13 protein-coding genes are annotated in these 14659 nt (G+C 68.3%); 3 read left to right on the forward strand and 10 right to left on the reverse strand.

From position 1 onward, the window contains the following. Window positions 1-18 precede the first annotated feature (18 nt). Window positions 19-1302 carry a lytic murein transglycosylase gene (locus MKL11_RS07280; protein WP_243941859.1) on the forward strand — a complete coding sequence of 428 codons (1284 nt, stop codon included), beginning with the start codon at window positions 19-21 and terminating at the stop codon, window positions 1300-1302. On the opposite strand, the gene MKL11_RS07285 is transcribed toward MKL11_RS07280, so the two are convergent. The 6 genes from MKL11_RS07285 to MKL11_RS07310 all read right to left on the reverse strand — a co-directional run bounded on the left by MKL11_RS07285 (window position 1303) and on the right by MKL11_RS07310 (window position 6997). Next, the gene (locus tag MKL11_RS07285; RefSeq protein ID WP_243941701.1) at window positions 1303-2091 is read right to left on the reverse strand and encodes an aldolase; all 789 of its coding nucleotides are present in this window, start codon (window positions 2089-2091) and stop codon (window positions 1303-1305) included. It lies immediately after the preceding gene. Between the two features lie 103 nt (window positions 2092-2194). After that, on the reverse strand, window positions 2195-3211 hold the full coding sequence (locus MKL11_RS07290) for a biotin-dependent carboxyltransferase family protein (protein ID WP_243941703.1): 1017 nt from the start codon (window positions 3209-3211) through the stop codon (window positions 2195-2197). Next, complete coding sequence (locus MKL11_RS07295) at window positions 3208-3951, reverse strand: 5-oxoprolinase subunit B family protein (RefSeq protein WP_243941705.1); 744 nt, start codon at window positions 3949-3951, stop codon at window positions 3208-3210. The genes MKL11_RS07290 and MKL11_RS07295 overlap by 4 nt, the downstream gene beginning before the upstream one ends. Beyond that, entirely contained in the window at window positions 3948-4709 is a 762-nt protein-coding gene (locus MKL11_RS07300) for a LamB/YcsF family protein (RefSeq protein ID WP_243941707.1), read from the reverse strand. Before MKL11_RS07300 ends, MKL11_RS07295 begins: the two co-directional genes overlap by 4 nt. Window positions 4710-4919: 210 nt before the next feature. Then, complete coding sequence (locus MKL11_RS07305; protein WP_243941709.1) at window positions 4920-5321, reverse strand: DCC1-like thiol-disulfide oxidoreductase family protein; 402 nt, start codon at window positions 5319-5321, stop codon at window positions 4920-4922. Next, a complete protein-coding gene (locus MKL11_RS07310; RefSeq protein ID WP_243941711.1) occupies window positions 5318-6997 on the reverse strand; it encodes a hypothetical protein in 1680 nt (559 codons plus the stop codon). Before MKL11_RS07310 ends, MKL11_RS07305 begins: the two co-directional genes overlap by 4 nt. A 484-nt stretch (window positions 6998-7481) precedes the next feature. On the opposite strand from MKL11_RS07310, the gene MKL11_RS07315 reads away from it, so the two are divergent. After that, the gene (locus MKL11_RS07315) at window positions 7482-8171 is read left to right on the forward strand and encodes a class I SAM-dependent methyltransferase (RefSeq protein WP_243941713.1); all 690 of its coding nucleotides are present in this window, start codon (window positions 7482-7484) and stop codon (window positions 8169-8171) included. 91 nt (window positions 8172-8262) lie between these two features. Here the strand turns inward: MKL11_RS07315 and MKL11_RS07320 are convergent, their stop codons facing one another. The 4 genes from MKL11_RS07320 to MKL11_RS07335 all read right to left on the reverse strand — a co-directional run bounded on the left by MKL11_RS07320 (window position 8263) and on the right by MKL11_RS07335 (window position 13048). After that, entirely contained in the window at window positions 8263-8922 is a 660-nt protein-coding gene (locus tag MKL11_RS07320) for a glycosyltransferase family 25 protein (RefSeq protein ID WP_243941714.1), read from the reverse strand. A gap of 465 nt (window positions 8923-9387) precedes the next feature. Continuing rightward, window positions 9388-10707 carry an O-antigen ligase family protein gene (locus MKL11_RS07325; protein WP_243941716.1) on the reverse strand — a complete coding sequence of 440 codons (1320 nt, stop codon included), beginning with the start codon at window positions 10705-10707 and terminating at the stop codon, window positions 9388-9390. Between the two features lie 810 nt (window positions 10708-11517). Next, window positions 11518-12303 (reverse strand): VOC family protein, encoded by a 786-nt coding sequence (locus MKL11_RS07330; RefSeq protein WP_243941718.1) that lies wholly within the window; start codon window positions 12301-12303, stop codon window positions 11518-11520. A 424-nt stretch (window positions 12304-12727) separates the two neighbouring features. After that, window positions 12728-13048 (reverse strand): FAD-dependent oxidoreductase, encoded by a 321-nt coding sequence (locus MKL11_RS07335; RefSeq protein ID WP_243941720.1) that lies wholly within the window; start codon window positions 13046-13048, stop codon window positions 12728-12730. A gap of 453 nt (window positions 13049-13501) precedes the next feature. Between MKL11_RS07335 and MKL11_RS07340 the strand changes: the two genes are divergently transcribed. Next, the gene (locus MKL11_RS07340) at window positions 13502-14659 is read left to right on the forward strand and encodes an ABC transporter substrate-binding protein (RefSeq protein ID WP_243941722.1); all 1158 of its coding nucleotides are present in this window, start codon (window positions 13502-13504) and stop codon (window positions 14657-14659) included.

Genomic DNA, 14659 nt, shown 5'->3' on the forward strand with positions numbered 1-14659 from the left:
CTGAAGCCGGGGACGCCTATGGACGACCGCATCATGTCGGCTTCCCCATCGCGGCAAGGCAGCCATACGGGGCTTTGCGCCCTCAGGCTCGGGATCGCAGCCCTGGTGCTGGCTCCGGCGCTTGCTGTCGCGGCGCCGGAGCCAGCGCCGACCCCGTCCTTCGAGACCTGCCGCACCGATCTGATCGCCTGGGCCGCGGCGCATGACGTGCCGCAGGCCGTCGCACTGGCGCAGCTCGGCGGCCTGGAGCCCGATCCAGAGGTGCTGGCCGCCACGCGGAACCAGGGCGAGTTCGTCCGGCCGATCTGGGACTATCTCGAGGCCAGCGTCACGCCGGCCCGGATCGAGGCCGGGCAGCGCAAGCTCGCCGAGTTGGCGACGCCGCTTGCGGCGATCGAGGCGAAATACGGCGTCGACCGTTACACCCTCGTCGCGTTCTGGGGCGTGGAATCGAGCTACGGGACCGTCCTCGACAACCTCGCGGTGGTGAAGCCGGTCGTGCGCTCGCTCGCGACCCTCAGTTGCGGTGATCCCACCCGGGCCGCCTACTGGCGCGACGAGCTGACCGCCGCCCTTCAAATTCTCGCCCGCGGGGAAGCGCCGCTCGACCGGATGCCCAATGGCCTGACCGGCTCCTGGGCCGGCGCGATGGGCCACACCCAGTTTATGCCGACCGTCTACCAGCAGCACGCGGTCGATTTCGACGGCGACGGCAAGCGGGACATCTGGACCTCGGCCACGGACGCGCTTGCCTCAACGGCGAGCTACCTGCTTGCCCATAGCTGGCGAGCCGGCGAGGGCTGGGGTTACGAGGTGGTGTTGCCGGAGGGGTTCGACGCGGCGCTCGCCGACGAGACCACATCGCGCAGCCTTGCTGCCTGGCGGGACCTCGGCGTGAAACCCGCCCGGGACCGCGCGATCTCCGACGCGGCCGCGCAGGCGACTCTGATCCTGCCGACGGGGATCCGCGGCCCCGCCTTCCTGCTCCGGCCGAATTTTTCGGTGATCCTGCGCTACAACACGGCGCTCGCCTACGCCCTGACCGTGGCGCATCTCTCGGACCGCCTGCGCGGCGATCCGGGGTTTTCCCGCGACTGGCCGCGGGGCGATCGACCCCTGAGCGGGGACGAGCGGCGTGACCTCCAGTCCCGGCTGACCGAGCGCGGCTACGCCATCGGCGTCGATGGAAAGATCGGTCCCAAGACCCGGGCGGCCCTGCGGGCCTACCAGGGCTCGGTCGGGCTGCCGGCGGACGGCTATGCCGACGCCGCCCTGCTGGAGCGGATCCGGGCGGCGCCGTGATCAGGCGAGGAAAGCCGGCTCGTCCCGGGCCAGCACGCGCTTGACGCTCTCCAGGTGCCGCCGCGCGCTCTCGGCGCGCCCCGCGGCCTCCTGGGCGGCGACGTGCTTCACGATCTCCTCGGGCACGACCTTCAGGGTGCGCCCGGTGCTCATGGCGAGCACCTGCGCCTGGGCGGCGCGCTCCAGATAGTAGAGATCGTCCCAGGCCTCCGCGATGGTCTCACCCAGCACCATCACGCCGTGGTTCTTCAGGAACACCACGTCGGCCTCGCCGGCGCTGCGGGCGATCCGCTCGCCCTCGCGGGAATCGAGTGCCAGCCCGTTGTAATCCTCGTCCACCGCGATGCGGCCGTAGAAGCGCAGGGCGGTCTGCCCAGCCCAGAGCAGCGGCTGGCCCTCCAGCATGGCGAGCGCCGTCGCGTAGGGCATGTGGGTGTGGAAGGCCGCCCGGGCGTTCGGCTTCAGCCGGTGCAACTCGGCATGGATGTGGAACGCGGTCGCCTCCGGCTGGCCGTCGCCCTCGACGACGTTGCCGTGGAAGTCGCACAGCAGCAGGCTCGAGGCGGTCACCTCCGCAAAGGCCAGCCCGTAGGGATTGACCAGGAACAGGTCGGGCCGCTCCGGCAGCACTGCCGAGAAGTGGTTGCAGATGCCCTCCTCAAGGCCGTTGCGCGCGGCCCAGCGCAGGCAGGCGGCCAGGTCGATGCGGGCGCGGCGGACGCTGTCCGCGTTCAGAGGCTCATTGCTGCGCACGGGCGGCATGCCCGAGGCTGTGACGGCGTGCGCCATGCGGGAAGGCTTTCTCTCGGATTGAATCTCGTCCGCTGGAATCAAGCGGCGCGGTATCTTACGCGGTCGCGCGGCGTTGCGGACCACCCCAGCGTGCAGACGGTCAGGCGCCACCGTCGGTGACACCGTCGACGAGGTTGAGCCCGAGCAGGAAATCAGACGCGAAATCCGTGCGCACCACGGGCTCGCGCAGCACCGGCTCGCGCAGGGCGTCGCGTTCCGCCCGGCGCGCGGCCACCGCCTCGGCCACGGTGACGCGGCGGAACGACAGCCGCGTCCCGCCCTGCACCTGGGCGAGGCGCCCGAGATCCGGCCCGATCACCGTGGCGATTTTCGGATAGCCGCCGGTGGATTGCCGGTCGGCCATCAGGATGATCGGCAGGCCGTTGCCGGGCACCTGGATCGCGCCCATCGCCACGCCGTCGGAGACGATGTCGTGGCCCTTGGCGTGGGTCAGCGGCGTGCCATCCAGGAAGCAAGCCATGCGGTCGCCGCGCGGCGAGACGGTCCAGGGGCCGGCCAGGAAGGCATCGATCTGGTCGGAGGCGAAATAATCGTCCTGCGGGCCGAGCACGATTCGGATTTTTTGGGGATCGCGATCGAGCCACGGCGCGAGGAGCCTGTGCGGCGAGACTTCGCCGGGCCGGGTCTCGGCGACCGGAAGGCGGTCGCCGGCCGCGAGCCCCCGCCCATGCAGGCCACCGAGGCCGGAGCGTGTGTGGGTCGCGGTCGATCCGAGCACCGGCGCCACGTCGATGCGCCCCTGCACGGCCAGGTAGCCCCAGGCACCGGATGCGCCGGCGCGGATAGTCAGTGTCCGACCGGGGTCCAGGGTCAGCGCCACCGCGTCGGGCAGGGCGGCCCCGTCGAGGGTGATCCGGAAGCTTCGGGAGACCATGGCGATCCCGAGCGGCCCGCCCTCGGCCGTGACCGTGAGGCCGCCGGTGGAGATCTCGATCGCGGTGGCGTCGAGGCGATTGCCCGCCGCTCGGTTAGCCGTGGCGTGCATCAGCGGATCCATCGGGCCCGCCGCGGTGATGCCGTAGCGCAGGTAGCCGTGCCGGCCGCCATCCTGCAGCGTGACGCCGGGCCCGGCGGATTCAATGACGAGGGCGGTCATCGGACGGCCTCTTCCCGGCGGGCCACGGGCTCGCCGGCCGCCTCCCGGGCCGTCAGGGCGTCGAAGGTCGCGACGTCCACCGGCTCGAACCGGATCAGGTCGCCGGCGCCGATGAAGAAACTCTGTTCGCGCTCCGGGGCGTAGAGCCGGGCCGGCGTGGCGCCAATCACGTACCAGCCGGTCGGCATCGGCACCGTCGCCACCGCGGCGAGGCCGCCGCCAATCACCACCGCGTTCTTCGGATGCGGCGGCCGTGGGCTCGCGCGCCGAGGCACCGCCAGGGTCTTGGGCAGGCCGCCGAGATAGGCGAAACCCGGTGCGAAGCCGTACATGTAGACTCGATAGATCGCCCCGGCATGGGTGGCCACGATCGTCGCGGCGGACAGGCCGGTGCGCTCGGCGACCTGGGCGATGTCCTCGCCGTGCGGGTCATCGTAGCAGCAGGGCAGGGTCCAGAGGTTCGGCGTGCCGGCCCGCGCCACGGCCCCGGCGACCAGCGTCCGGACGTGTTGCGCCAGCGTCTCCCGATCGAGCATCAGCGGATCGTAGTGGAGCATCAGCGAGCGGTAAGTCGGCACCCGCTCGCGCAGGCCCTCGGGCGGGTCGACGCCGAGGGCGTCGTCGAGCGCCAGGACCCGATCGCTGATCGCGGGATCGACGGTGCTGCCGAACTCCACCACCAGGGCCGCCTCACCGGAATCCAGCAAGCGGGGTTCGCCCGCGCTCTCAACCCCGCTCATGGCCGGAACGGCGCCAGCGTCACGCCAGCACCCTCAAGACGGGCGCGAACCGCCCGGGCCGTGGCGACCGCGTGCGCAGAATCCCCGTGGACGCAAATCGAGCGGATCGGGGTCGGCAGCGTCCTGCCCGACGCAGTGAGGATCGCCCCGCCCTCGACCATGCGCAGCACCCGGTCCGCGGCCACGTCGGCCTCGGTAATCAGCGCGTCCGGCCGGTCGCGCGGGATCAGCAGACCCGCCTCGGTATAGCCGCGGTCGGCGAAGATTTCCTGGTGAACCTCCAGGCCGCAGGCCTCGCCGGCCGCGACCTGCGCCGTGAGCGCGATGGCGAGCAGCGCGAGGTCGCGGTCCACCGCCCGGACCGCCTTGGCGATGGCGTCGGCCACGGCCCGATCTTCGGCGGCGAGGTTGGCGAGTGCCCCGTGGGCCTTCACATAAGTGATTCGGTGGCCGGCGTAAGTGGCGAGCGCCTGCGCGGCGCCGACCTGATAGGCCACCAGCCGCTCGATCTCGGGCGGAGTGAACGGCATGCGGCGGCGCCCGAAGCCCCAGAGGTCGGGGAAGCCCGGATGGGCGCCGACCGCCACACCGCGTTCCTTCGCCAACGCGAAGGTGCTGGCCATGATCTCGGGATCGCCCGCATGCAGCCCGCAGGCGACATTGGCGGAGGTGACGATGCCGAGGATCGCGGCATCGTCACCGCAGGCATAGGCGCCGTAGCCCTCGCCGAGATCGGAGTTCAGGTCCACGCTGGCCAACGGACTCGTCCCCTTCCTGCTGCACAGTCGCCCTGCCGAGCCCACGGGGCGGCGCGCATCGCGACCGGATCTGCTCCTTCCACACCCGCGACGGTCAGAAGTCGAGAGCGCCGTCGCGACGGCGGGGTGGATGCCGGACCGGGAGCAAGGCCGATGCCGGATGGGTTTTCTTTCGGGAGATCAGAGGGGCGCCCGGGCGGCCGGCCGGTCTCAGCGCAGCAGGCCGGGATCCGGCTCGGCGATGAGCCGGCGGCCCAGCAGCGCCAGTGTCGCGCGCCGACCGAGCTTCATCACCGGATAGAGCAGGCGGGCGCGGGCCGGGTCGCGCAGCAGCCGCGCTAGAGTTCGGCCGACCGCGCCCCGATCCTCGCTGAGGGTCGAGAGCAGCACCAGGGCGTCCGCGCCATAATACAGGCTCCGGCCATGGCGCGCGACCATGCCGTTATTCAGATCGTAGCCACGCCGATGCAGGTCCTCCACCAGGGGGCCGCCTGTGCGGGCATCGACCAAAGCCACGGTGCCGACTGACCGGCGCAGGGCCATCAGGCGGACGTAGTTGCTGCAGAACGGGCATTCGCCGTCATAGACGACCGTTAGGGTGGCGTCGGTCATGGCTTCAAGTCGATCCGATGCTCGGCTTCCGAGACCAGCCGCCGGACCGGCACACCGTCCTGCAGGCTCAGGCAGACGGATTCGCGCCGGTAGATGTAGGCGACGACATCGCGCAAGGGCACGCCGTCGAAGCTCGCTCCGTGCTGGAGCGGGACGAAGAAGTGATGTGGGTAAAGCGCGTGGGGAAACGACCCCAGCGTGTCGGCAATCCGGCTGACCAGGCCGTGGTAGCCGCGGATATAGGCGTCGACCGCAGGGTTGATCTCGGTCTTGGCAAGCTCTTGACTGGTGCCGTCCCGGGCGGTCAGGACCGGCACGTCGCAGCTCAGCGAGGCGAGCACCTTGCGATAGACCTGGGTTCCACCGTTCGGGTTGTCGAGGGCGAAGGCGGTCTCGGCATCCGGCGAGCCGTAGGCCATGTGGGCGAAGGGATACGAGTAGAAGGTGAAGAAGTTGGTCGGCACGTAGTGCCGCCCGCCGTCCTTATCGACCGCCTGGACGTACATCTTGTTGTTGGCGGCGGTGTCGTACCAGCCGAGCCGCGCCTGGGTCATGAAGCTGTTGTCGGTCAGGATGAACAGCACCGAGAGGAGCCCGACCAACAGCGGCGGCCGCTGATAGTGGCGGCTGACCACCACGGCGCCGATCGCCAGGTTCAGCAGGATCCACGGGGCGAAATTGGCCCCCATCACGATCACGATCGACAGGTGCATCGCGTCGAAGCCGAGCAGCAGGAGCAGGAGCCAGCGTCGCGGCATCAGGATGCCGAAGAGGGCCGCACCTTGCCCGAGCAGGATGAGCGCGTTCGTCACCGGGCCGGCATGGCTCAGGATCGCGCGCATGCCCGCCACGAGCGAGGCCCAGCTCGCATAGAAGACGTGGTTGTTGTCGAGGCCGACGCTGAACAGCTTTCCGGGGTCGTTCGCCAGCAGCCAGGAGGTCGGTCCGGCATCGAGCGTCACCTTGGCCAGGAACGACGAGTAGTAGTTCCCGAGATGGATGCTGATCGCCGCGGCGATCAGGACTTTCGCGAACAGCGCGCTCGCCGCCGCCATATCGCTCTTCGCGGAATCGCTCATGCCCGGCCGGGCGCTCAGGCGCCCCGTCAGCGCGATGACGGCGAGGCCGGCCAGAAGGCAGAAGCTGACCTCCGCGAGGGGCACCACGTCGATGATGTGCCCGTGCCAGAGCCCGGTCACCCGGACGACGGCGAGCTTGCTCCAGACCAAGTAGGCCGCCGCCACGGCCCCGAGCGACGGCCAGCGCAGGCACAGGATCCCGGACGCCACGGCGGCGATCCAGAGGACCACGATGGCCCAAAGCGTCGTCGTCGCCTTGAAGCCCTGCTCGATCATCGGGAAGAGCGGGTAGTGGACGAGCGCATAGGCTCCCGAGATCACGCCGATCAGCTGCAGCAGCCGGATGGCGGCTCGGTCGGAGGCGGCATAGGTCCGGCGCACCATCGCGGCGGACAGCAGCAGCGGCAGCACGATGATGTAGAAGTTGTTCTGCTCGTCGATGACCCGGGACAGCTTGATCACCGTCAGCAGCGCGATGGTCTGCGCCAGCACGATGAGATACGGCCGCGCAACCGCCAAGGAGACCGGTCCGGCCGACCGGGATTCCTGGAGCGAGAGCGTTCCGTTCTGAGCTGAACCCAAAAGCGATCGGATCATCGTCCCTCTTCGCTGCCCGGGTGATCGCGGCGGACGCTGCGGCGGCTGGACGGTCGGAGCGGCCTCGACCCGTCCGCCTGTCGGAAGCCAGATTGGCACGGTTGACGGCCGGGTCGCGGGCAAAGTCGGAGGAGGCCGGATACGCCTTTCGGTTGTGGCGGCTTCTTCGCGCCGATATCCGCGCCCCGGCAAACCCGGGCTCGAACCGGATCGCTCTCGGCCGCTGTACGGGTGTCTCGGAATACCTCGTCAGTCTCGACGCGCTCATCCGAATGGATAGCCTGCGCGGCCGAGGCGAGTCCTGCGAGATTGGCTCGGCACGCTCTCGCGGTCGGTGACGGACCAGGCGCGTCCGGATTGCGCGATCACGCTTGCGATCCGCTGAACAGGACGACGGCGGTTTCGGACGATCGAAAACGATCGCTCCGGTTTCGAGAGCACCAGACCTTTGGAACCCCGAGATTTCCAGGCAGGAGGATACGGAATGCTGGTCATCAAGCAGAGCGCGGGCCGGTTTCTGGCCCGCCGGCCTGCCCTGCGGTCGTCCATCAAGGAACTCGTGGAACTTGCCTTCTGGCGCAAGACCCTGTGGAAGTCGAGGGGACGTTTCTACAACGCCCATTTGGCCCCGTTCTACACGACGTTCTTCGGTCTGGGCCAGGAGTTCTATGCCGGCAAACGGGTTCTCGACGTGGGCTGCGGCCCGGTCGGCAGCCTGGAATGGGCAACCGAGGCCCTGGAGCGTGTCGGCCTCGACCCGCTGGCCGATTCGTACGTGAAGCTCAATCGCGGCCTTCACAAGATGCGCTACGTCGCGGCGCCGAGCGAGAGCGTCCCGTTCCCGAACGGCCGCTTCGATGTGGTGACCATGTTCAACGCCCTCGATCACGTCGAGGATGTCGACCGGACCATCGGCGAGCTGAAGCGCGTCTGTGCGCCCGGCGGGACGATCCTGCTGATCGTCGAGATCAACCATCCGCCGACCGTCACCGAGCCGCACCTGCTGGGGATGGACATCGTCGACCGGTTCGACGGGTTCTTGGTCGCGCGAAGCGAGGTGTTCGGGATCCGGGAGGACCACAACGTCTACGGCAGCCTGACGGACCGGCATCCGTTCCCGGGCTCGGGCAAGCCCGGCATTCTCTGCCTGCGCCTGACCAAGAAGCTGAACTGAGCGGCGCCGCGCGGCATCGGTCGAAACGGGATCGCAGACCGAGGCCGCGCAATCCCGTTTCGACCGAGGCGCGCGGCCCCGGCGATCGCCGCTATTGCGGCGCCATGGTCCCGTAAGGCGAGGCTTCGTCCACGAACACCGTGTTGCCCGTCATCCGCGCGCTCAGGAACCTGCGTTTGACCGCCAGCAGCGGCTGCAGCAGACGGCGACCTGTCATCGGGAGGCCGCCGGCCTTCGATCCGGCGGCGAAGGGCCGGGGCTCGAAGGTTTTGAGCGTTACGGGGTTTGGCGACATCACCCGCGCCCGGGTGATCGCCTGGCACTCGTAGAAGTAGCCCCAATCGTCCGCGGCTGCCACGACCGGGCGATTCGCCGCCAGAATGCCTTCCGCTGCCTGTCGCGTGATCACGTAGGCCGCATTCGCTCCGAGCCCGCCCATGCTCATCGGCAGGCATAGCCGGTAATCGCCGATCGAGACGGCATCCACGGTGCTGAACGCCGCACGGTGCTGCGGCAGATTGTGGAGCAGGACGACGTCGCCCCGGCGGAGGGTCGCCTCGACCCGGACCAAGATGTCGTGAATGTCGGGCGGCAGCACCGCGTCGTCCGCGACGATGAGCGCCCAGGGCATTTTGCGGGCGATCACCGATCCGTAGGCCGCCAAGTGGGAGAGGGCGCAGCCGACCTGGACCGGACTCAGCTCGGAACCCGGCAAGGCATCCCGACCGGCCACCGTCCCGTCGATGCCCATGATCTCGAAGTCGGCCCCCCAGATCGTGTGGAGATGCCGGGTAATATAGGCATGTCTCTCGCGGAACCGCGGGGTGGATATTGCAATGCAGCACATTGTACCAACCTTCGACGGCCGATAATGTGCAGAAGTTAACGATTTTGCAAGTTATTTCTGTGCTCGAATTCAGTAATCACCCTGCATAGAAATCGTCCGTTCGAGATCGACCGGGATGTCGAGTCGGTTTCGACGGCGTCCGATCCGACTCAAGCGAATCGGCAGTCGGGGAGCCGCCTTTTCGACGTTCGACTTTATCCGCGCTGACGCTGTACGCGTGATAGAACCCAGGGATGCCAAAAAAAGTTGTTTTTTGCTGCAAGATCCGGCACGTGATCCGGGGTGGATCCCGTTCTATTCAGGACAAATTCTTTTTCTGATCGAAATTCGCTCGGCTCAGCGTCGAGAGCCGGAATCGGATCGGCGCGCTCAAGTCGCCGGCCGGGGCCGCAGCACCGGCAGAATCGCCGCCAGCAGAAACTGATGCAGGCCGTGGTTCACGAAGAGCGGGCATTCGAAGCAGATGAGGATGCTGAGCTGCGCCAGGAACAGGATCGGCCAGGCCTCGACATAGCCCGGCGAGCGGGCGAAGTGCCGAACGACCCGGCGGGCCGTGTCGAGCATCACGCCCGTGAAGACCAGCAGGCCGACGGTCCCGAACGCGACCGCGATGTCGATGAAGTTGTTGTGGAAGAACCAGACCTTCTGCTTCGTGGTGAAGTGCAGGTAAGGCGCGGTCGTGATCGGGCTCTCCCAATAAGCTTTGTAGCCGATACCGATAACGGGCTCCCGCCAGAACTGGTCGATGCCGAACTGCCAGAGGATCGTGCGGCCGGTGAGCGTGGTGTCCTTGCCGAGATCGGAGAGCAGGCTGGCGGACAGATCCGCTCCGTAGCTCGCGCAGACGAGGATGCCGATGCCGGCGAGCGCGATGGCAACGCCCAGACAGAAGCCCGTGACCAGGTTTCCCTGGCGCCACGCGATGATGGCGCTGAGCGGCGCAAGCCCAAGAACGCCGGCCATCAGGGCGGTCGCCGAATGGGACGAGGCGAGCAGCGCCAGCGCCCCGAGGAAGGCCGCTCCGGTCAGGACCCGGTTCCAGCCTTGCAGGAACAGGCTGGCAGCGCAAAGCAGCTGGAGGCTCATCAGGCCCCCGAGCACGTTCTTGTGCGAGTAGACCCCCGACCATTCACCGCTGAGGCCCCGGGTCATGTCGGGTGCCGCCACCCCCAGCACGACCGACAGGATCTGCCCGCCCAGGAGCCCGAGAAAAACGATCCGGACGACGCCGGACAGTCCCAAAGTCGCGCGCAGGGCGATCCCGGCCACGATCGTGGCGAGCAGCTGAAGCCCGTGATAAGCCGAGATGCCCGGGGTCAGGGACCAGGTCGCCGACAGGATGGCGAGCGCCGGCCAGAGCAGGATGATCGGCCGGCTGCCGAACAGGATGCCGGCGAGATCGCGCCGCAGGACCAGGAAGGCGAGGGCCGCCAGATCGGCGCCGAGCCAGATGAGCTTATCGAGCCCCGGAAGCTTGACCTGCTCTCCGCTCACCGGCGCCAGCATGATCAGCAGGATCCAGGGAATCGCCAAGGCTCCAAGCCGTGGCAGCGCCTCCGCGGGATGGCGGCGGCGCGCACGGCGGCCCACCGGCCGGCCGGAGATCGCGCGGGAGCCATCGGGCGGAAGCCAGGCCAGCGGCGCGGCATCCCCCGGCCCGAAGGCCGCCATGTCTCGCCGAAACGCCATCGCACCCAGCTCCAGACCTGCCCAACGCTCCGCGGCAGCGCCTCCGTACGGGCGGGACTCTAGCCGAGCCCGCTGCCCGGCCGATTCCGCCAAACGAGGTAGGCCGTCTCACGCGGCGGCCGGTTCCGTGCTGCGGTGTTCAGGGGACCGGCTCGCTCGGTCGATCGTCTCAACACCCGCGGAGCCGGCCAAGGCCGCCGGCTGTGCCGGGCAGTCGCCATGATCCAAGAGAACAGTACGCTCCCGCCACGGACCGGCGCAGGTTTGCGGTGAAGAGAAAGTGGAGCGGGCGATCGGGATCGAACCGACGACATTCAGCTTGGGAAGCTGAGGTAGATCGTTGAAATCATTGGAAGGTGTTCCTCGAGCCAATCTGCGCCTTGCAACCGTTCGGCCGCGGGCAGGCGTATTTCCCCAGCGGTGTTCGTCAGTCCAGGAGTGGACGAAATCTCTCACCTGCTGGCCATCAGGTTCCGTGGCCCTCGGATTGGACCGTGTTTCCGAAGCTCGGCGCATCGACCGTAGGCCGTGGGAGCCAATTGAAGCTCCGACAGGGGAGGGGGCTCAATTCAAGAGTCGAACAATTTTCGGCTCGGCTTTCGTCACGCCTCTTGAGCGGAGCAGCATCCGCCCTGCGCGGCGAAAAGGGTATATGGGCGCAAAGCGGACATTCCGCTTTGCGCCCATTGCCGTCATTCAAGACAACCGCAGTCATCCCCATAAGCGGACATCGTTCATAGTGATTGGGGCTTTAGGCCATTGCATCGAGTTGCGGTGCAGTCTACGCGGCATGGTTACAACGGCGCTCGGTCACAACGTGATCGACAAGGGCGCGCCGTGCGATCGGGATGTGTCGAGGGCCCCGACCGGATGCGCCGCCCGCAAGCTCGCCGAGAACGGACCCTCTCCGCGTGCCGCCAGCGATGCCGCCAGGGGCCCCTCCGACGCTGCTGGGCTCGCCCAGGTCACGGCCGTGCCGTTGGCCAGCGTCAATGTCGCGCTGCGGGCCGGCGCGCCGGCTACGTCCTCCGCCTGGATCGTGGGAGGCGAGAAGCCGAGGAGGGCGGCGTTGCGGCGCACGGAAGCCTCCAGGTCAGCGACGACGACCGTGAGTGTGGCAACGCCGACCACCCCGTTGCCGTGCCGGCGGACCGCCCCTTCCTGCACACGCAGCGATCGGGGCGTGACGTCGCCGCAGAGGAACGGGACGTCGGGCCGCGGCGAGCGTGCGGTGCGCCACTCCAGGCGGGCGCCGTCCGGGCGGTTGCGCCCGCCGGGGATCGGGTTCTGGATGTCGAGGCCCCGTGCCTGCGCGCCGGCAACGACCGCCTCGATCTCGTCGGGGAGCAGAGCAAAATCGATGAGCCCTTCGCCGGCTCGTTCGTAGACGTCCCACCAGCGGTTGCCGGGGTCGGGCCGCTTCCAGGCAATCAATTCCAGGTAGGCGCCATCCTCGAAGATGACGAGGACGTTATGGGTGATGCCGTTGGCGTGCGCGCCGCCGCGCACGACCGTGAAGCCGAGCGCCGCGTAGTCCGCGGCGGCGTCGTCGAGGTCGCGAACCGCGATCACGATGTGGTCGAGCACGAGTGACATGGGGTCTCCGGTTTCAAGCGGCGGGTTCAGGAGGCCGGGGCGGCTGTAGTCGATGCACCGGCCTCGCCCGCAGCCCGCCCCCGGCCGGGGACGGCATCGAGTAGGGCGCGGGTGTAGGGGGGGGGCGGGGCGCGCGGAACACATCGGCCGTCGTCCCCGTCTCGACGACGACGCCGCGCCCGTCCGCGATGGAGAAGCCGACCGCGCCCCTCACGCCGCCGTCGCCTGAGGAGAGATCCGTGATGCAGAAGTCGCCGATCCGGGTGATGCCGGCCTGCCGCAGCACGCGTGTGCGCAGGGTCTTGGCGACGGCGGGGCCGGTGGAGAGAAACTCGACGTAGACGCAGCGTGGGCGATCGTGGCCCGGCGCCTGCGCCTGCGCCTGCCGGATGCGCCCGTCCGGGTCCCGGGCCCAGCAGACCTTCTAGGCATCCAGTTGCCGGATCTCGGCGGGCCCGCGCTCGCAGACGAGGCGAGCGAGGGGGGCGTCGCAAAGGCCCCGCCCGGCGGTGAGCGTGTCGGCGAGGTGATGGGTCCAGTCGTCGGTCCCCTCCGAACCCAGGGAGGCCGCGACCGTCATCTGCGCCATGATGGCGGCGCCGCTGCGCCCGATCAGGCTGCGGTCCGCAAGGATCACGCGGGCGCCGTCCTCCGCCGCGGCCAGGGCGGAGGCCATACCGGCGGCCCCCGAGCCGACGACGAGCACGTCTGTCTGGAGTGTCACCGTCTCGATCGTCGGAGCCATGTCGTTCTCGTCAACTGGCACGGGGACGCGCGTGTGGGGTGCGTTGTGGGCCGGTGGCATCGGCCATGCCAACCGCATCGCGCGATGCGATGGGCCGGTTCATCGCGGCCATCATACCGACCGAATCGCCGAATCGTCGATCCGGACACCAGCAAAAAGGCCGAGCACCCCGATGAGAGGTTCGTTCAGGTCACACGTCTCGAAAGTAAATTCTATTCTCTGATTGAAATTTGGATGCAAAGCCTCGAAAGCCGCGGAAATTTGCGGCGCGCTTTTGTTGACGCAGGCGCTGGCATGATGAAGAATTACGTATGCATTTATTCACTCATTCGAATTGATGCTCCAGAGATAGAATGACTTCTATCGTCACCAGACCTTGCAAACGCAGCGACAGTCATTCCACCTTCCTGGCCCGGGGGGGACGAGAATGCCTGTTGCCGACGGAGTGTCTCGATGCCTGATCTCCGCCTCTCTCGCCGGAGAGTGCTCGCCCTTTCGGCGGTGGCGACCCTGCTCCCCCGGTCGGGCCTGGGCCAGACCAGTAAGGTCGCCCGGATCGGGCTCGTCCAATCAACAACGGGGGGGTCGGCGGCGCTTTACGGCACGGAGCAGAAGCAGGCGATCGAACTCGCCTTCAACGAGATCACTAAGGCCAGGACGCTGGGCGACATCGCGTTGCAGGCGTTCCACGCGGACGACGGTGCCGACCGTGGGCAGACCGTGAACATCTTCCAGCGCCTGATCCGGCAGGACAAGGTGGTGGCGATCCTCGGCCCCACCCTGTCGAACTCGGCCTTCGCCGCGGATCCCTTGGCCCAGCAGGCTGGCATCCCGGTCATCGCCAGCTCCAACACGGCACCCAACCTCACCAAGATCGGCGACTTCATCTTCCGCACCAGCGTGCCTGAGGATCAGGTGTTTCCCACCGTCCTCGCCTACGGGGTGAGGAAGCACGGGGTGAAGCGCGTCGCCCTCATCTACGGGATCGACGATGCCCTGACGCGCAGCGCGCACGACGTCCAGAAGAAAGCGGTCGACGCCCTCGGGCTAGAGTCGGTCGGCATCGAAACCTACCAGCGCGGCGACGTGGATTTCTCGGCGCAGCTGACGAAGATCAAGGCGCAGAAGCCGGACGCGATCATCCTTGGCGCCCTGGCCGAGGAGGGAGCGGCGATCCTGCGGCAGGCGAGGCAACTGAACCTCGACCCGAAGACCGTCTTCATCGGCTGCAACGCCAACATTTCCGCGAAGCTGTTCGAGCTGGCGGGACCGGCGGCCGACGGCATCCTCGTCGGAGCGTCGTGGTTCGCCGGGTACGACACACCCCGCAGCAAGGCTTTCGTCGAGGCTTACCGCAAGCGCTACGGCACCACGCCGGACATCTACGCCGCGCAAGGCTACGACGCCGCCTACCTGATCGCCGAGGCCATCCGCCGGGCGGGGACCGCCACCGACAGCCGCGCCATCCGCGACAAGCTCGCCGGCATCACCGACTTCGAGGGGGTGCTCGGCAGGTTCGGCTGGTCGCCGGAACGGGATGCCACCGTCACGCCGAAGGTTTTGATCGGCGACGGGCAGGCCAAGGTCTTCGCCGCCGCGCCGGCGGTCTGA

It is taken from the genome of Methylobacterium sp. J-077, assembly GCF_022829365.1.
In the GTDB taxonomy this organism is placed as follows: domain Bacteria; phylum Pseudomonadota; class Alphaproteobacteria; order Rhizobiales; family Beijerinckiaceae; genus Methylobacterium.

What these genes read in the sequence shown, in the direction of transcription:
- MKL11_RS07340 (WP_243941722.1), top strand. Translation starts at nt 13,502, where the DNA reads ATGCCTGATCTCCGCCTCTCTCGCCGGAGAGTGCTCGCCCTTTCGGCG.
- MKL11_RS07295 (WP_243941705.1), bottom strand. Translation starts at nt 3,951, where the DNA reads ATGAGCGGGGTTGAGAGCGCGGGCGAACCCCGCTTGCTGGATTCCGGT.
- MKL11_RS07280 (WP_243941859.1), top strand. Translation starts at nt 19, where the DNA reads ATGGACGACCGCATCATGTCGGCTTCCCCATCGCGGCAAGGCAGCCAT.
- MKL11_RS07325 (WP_243941716.1), bottom strand. Translation starts at nt 10,707, where the DNA reads ATGGCGTTTCGGCGAGACATGGCGGCCTTCGGGCCGGGGGATGCCGCG.
- MKL11_RS07315 (WP_243941713.1), top strand. Translation starts at nt 7,482, where the DNA reads ATGCTGGTCATCAAGCAGAGCGCGGGCCGGTTTCTGGCCCGCCGGCCT.
- MKL11_RS07290 (WP_243941703.1), bottom strand. Translation starts at nt 3,211, where the DNA reads ATGACCGCCCTCGTCATTGAATCCGCCGGGCCCGGCGTCACGCTGCAG.
- MKL11_RS07285 (WP_243941701.1), bottom strand. Translation starts at nt 2,091, where the DNA reads ATGGCGCACGCCGTCACAGCCTCGGGCATGCCGCCCGTGCGCAGCAAT.
- MKL11_RS07305 (WP_243941709.1), bottom strand. Translation starts at nt 5,321, where the DNA reads ATGACCGACGCCACCCTAACGGTCGTCTATGACGGCGAATGCCCGTTC.
- MKL11_RS07310 (WP_243941711.1), bottom strand. Translation starts at nt 6,997, where the DNA reads ATGATCCGATCGCTTTTGGGTTCAGCTCAGAACGGAACGCTCTCGCTC.
- MKL11_RS07330 (WP_243941718.1), bottom strand. Translation starts at nt 12,303, where the DNA reads ATGTCACTCGTGCTCGACCACATCGTGATCGCGGTTCGCGACCTCGAC.
- MKL11_RS07320 (WP_243941714.1), bottom strand. Translation starts at nt 8,922, where the DNA reads ATGGGCATCGACGGGACGGTGGCCGGTCGGGATGCCTTGCCGGGTTCC.
- MKL11_RS07335 (WP_243941720.1), bottom strand. Translation starts at nt 13,048, where the DNA reads ATGGCTCCGACGATCGAGACGGTGACACTCCAGACAGACGTGCTCGTC.